We start from the raw sequence: 2,807 nt of genomic DNA on the forward strand, positions 1-2,807 counted from the left end.
TCGATCACGCCGAAAGGCTTAACCATTAGTGGAATGAGCGCAGAGGATAAGTTTTATGATGGCAATACCCGCGCTACGCTGCTTGGTGGTGAGTTAGTGGGTGTCGTTGCGGGTGAGCGCTTAAGCTTTACGGGTCAGAGCGGTCAGTTTGCAAGCATCGCGGTTGGCACGCATGATGTGAGTGTATCGGGTCTAAGCTTGGTTGCGCTAGAAAATGCGGATATCAATAACTATACGGTGAGTATCCCTGAGAATATTCGCGCAACGATCAATCCGCAAGCCGGAACCGATACGGGTGCACAGCAACGTGATACTGTGGTGAATGTGCCTGAGGCGCAAACCCCCGTGCTCACGTCTACCCCCAGTTTGGTTGCAGATGCACGTGCGGCAGATGGGGTGGCTGACGCCATTCCTGCACCAGTAGCGGCCCCAGCAGAACCGGTGGCAGCAGAACCGGTAGAAGTTGAAACCGTAGAGGCTGAAACCGTAGAGGCTGAAACTGTAGAAGCTGAGGTTGTAGAAACCCAAACCACCGCAGCAGAACCTGCTGCTGTTATTGATCAGCCGGTAGTGCGCTCATCATCGGTAACGATCAATGGTGAAACGGTGGCGTTAAGCTTTAGCCAAACCGCAGAAGTGGCGACGCTTGAAGTGGGTGATGCCTCCATGGCCACGGATGAAGTGATTCAACCAGGCCTGGCTATCTATGAATCGTCAGGCGGAACCACAAGATTGGATTCGGTTGTGGATATCAGTGATCGAGGTAATTCGGTTTCAGCGACAGCCGGCTCAGCCGATACGGCACAAGCCAGTATTGAGATGAGCTCACCGGTTGTAGAGCAAACATCGATTAGCCTCACCAATGAAGAAGGGATTGAAGAAACGATGGAAGTTAGCTTACTTGAAGATGGCACTTTGGTGATTGATATGCCAGCCAATGCCAGCGTAAGCGATTCGCGCCAAGCCACCTTAATGGGTGTCGCGGCGGCCAAGCGTGCCGGTGTGTCGGTGGATAGACTCAAAGCGGTGGTGATTAATCGTCGATAAACAGGTCTGCATTCCCACGCACAGCGTGGGAATGAGGTTAAAACTTGCGTCGCGAGGCAAAAAAAACAAGCGTCATTGCGAGGCCGAAGGCCGTGGCAATCTGTTGCAGGCGGTGCACGCCCTTGAGAGATTGCCGCGTCGCTGCGCTCCTCGCAATGACGGTTTTCTTCTTAACTTAATGGCCGTGACGCACAGCGTGGGAACGAGGCAATGCACACTCTCAAGAGATCCCGGCCTTCGCCGGGATGACGGTTTTTTTGAACCAGTACACAACTGCATGGGGATGGCCGGGTCGCTGTGCGCCTCGCAATGACCGGTTATTTCTTAACTATTACTATGAATTTAGATGCGATTGCGCTGGCATCGACCAGATTCACCTTAAATTGTTAACAAACAAAAACAGGAAAACAATATGAAAACACTGATGTTTTACAACAATGTACAACCGTTAAACAAAGAACTGCACAAAAACCTAAAAGTACGCCAAACCGATACCCCAAACCTTGGCTTTGCAAAAGACACTAATGGTGTGGTGATTGCACTCACCGCACTCGCCCTTTGTTCAAAACACTATGTCACCGCGTTTGCCGCCACCAACGAGCAGGCGGATGCGTACGCGCTAATGTGTGTGCTGGGTATGCGTGATAACGAAAACCTCTACCTCACCGAGGACAACCAATGGGATGCCAACTACATTCCCGCTTTTGTGCGCCGCTATCCGTTTGTCATCGCCCAAAACCAAGACCAATACACCGTGTGCATTGACGACACGTTTGAACAGTTTAACGAAGAAGAAGGCCAACCCCTGTTTAATGAAGCCGGCGAGCCTACCGAATTACTGCAACAAAACCTCAACTTTTTACAGAGCTTTCAAAATGACAATCAGGCGACGCAAGGCTTCATCGACACGCTAAAAGAACTCAACCTGCTCGAACCCGGCAATCCACGCATGGAGCTCAACAGCGGCGAGAAAATTCAACTGAATGGCCTCTACGTTATCAGTGAAACCAAACTCAATGCCCTAAAACCGGCACAAATCAAAAAGCTGATGGAGCAAGGTTATCTCGGCCTTATCTATGCGCACCTGCTATCGCTCAATAATCTCAATGATCTCATGAACCGAATGGCCAAAACAATCCAAGCTGAAAAAACCACCACAGCCAACACTACAACCGACACGCAGGACGAGGTGGCATAATGCAGCAGGCCTGGTTAGCACCACAACTTAAAAAGCTCGCGGCGATAAGCGTTATCAGCGTGTTCAGCCTCAGCAGTCACGCGACAGCACAACAACCGAAGATAGAACAAACACACTATCAAGATTGGCTGTTGGTGTGTGCGGAACAACAAGATTCAAAGCAGTGTCAGATGATGCAAACCCTCTCGGTTGAGCAGGGCGAACAAAGCCAGCGTGTGCTTCAAGCGATTGTTACAAGAAACGGCGAGCAGCGTTTGCTTGAAATCAGCGTGCCATTAGGCGTGGATTTACGCCCCGGCCTGCTAATTCAAATCGATGAAGGTGAAGTCGGTTCCGCGCCCTATTTGACATGCAACGCCAACGGCTGTGCCGCTGTGATCGCGTTAGATAATAAAGTATGGCGTCAACTCAGAGCAGGGCAGAAGGCTAAGATCGGGATTCGTGGATTAGGGCAGCCTGAAAACACCCTCTTGCAGCTATCGCTAAAAGGTTTTACCGCCGCCAGTAATGCGTTGATCCAAAATTAAGGCGTCTCGTCATCCCGGCGAAGGCAGGAATCTTA

At 50.8% G+C, this 2,807-nt stretch carries 3 protein-coding genes; all 3 read left to right on the forward strand.

Annotated elements, in window-relative coordinates:
- Positions 1-1,047 (forward strand): YDG domain-containing protein (locus NA59_RS12600; RefSeq protein ID WP_044413491.1); only part of this gene is annotated, 1,047 nt, incomplete at its 5' end.
- A 412-nt stretch (positions 1,048-1,459) separates the two neighbouring features.
- Positions 1,460-2,245, forward strand: a complete 786-nt coding sequence (locus NA59_RS12605) for a SapC family protein (protein WP_052501684.1) — start codon at positions 1,460-1,462, stop codon at positions 2,243-2,245.
- Positions 2,245-2,772, forward strand: a complete 528-nt coding sequence (locus tag NA59_RS12610; protein ID WP_052501685.1) for an invasion associated locus B family protein — start codon at positions 2,245-2,247, stop codon at positions 2,770-2,772. Before NA59_RS12605 ends, NA59_RS12610 begins: the two co-directional genes overlap by 1 nt.
- Positions 2,773-2,807: the final 35 nt, after the last annotated feature.

It is taken from the genome of Thiomicrospira microaerophila (assembly GCF_000934765.1).
Lineage (GTDB): Bacteria > Pseudomonadota > Gammaproteobacteria > Thiomicrospirales > Thiomicrospiraceae > Thiomicrospira > Thiomicrospira microaerophila.

What these genes read in the sequence shown, in the direction of transcription:
- NA59_RS12605 (WP_052501684.1), top strand. Translation starts at nt 1,460, where the DNA reads ATGAAAACACTGATGTTTTACAACAATGTACAACCGTTAAACAAAGAA.
- NA59_RS12610 (WP_052501685.1), top strand. Translation starts at nt 2,245, where the DNA reads ATGCAGCAGGCCTGGTTAGCACCACAACTTAAAAAGCTCGCGGCGATA.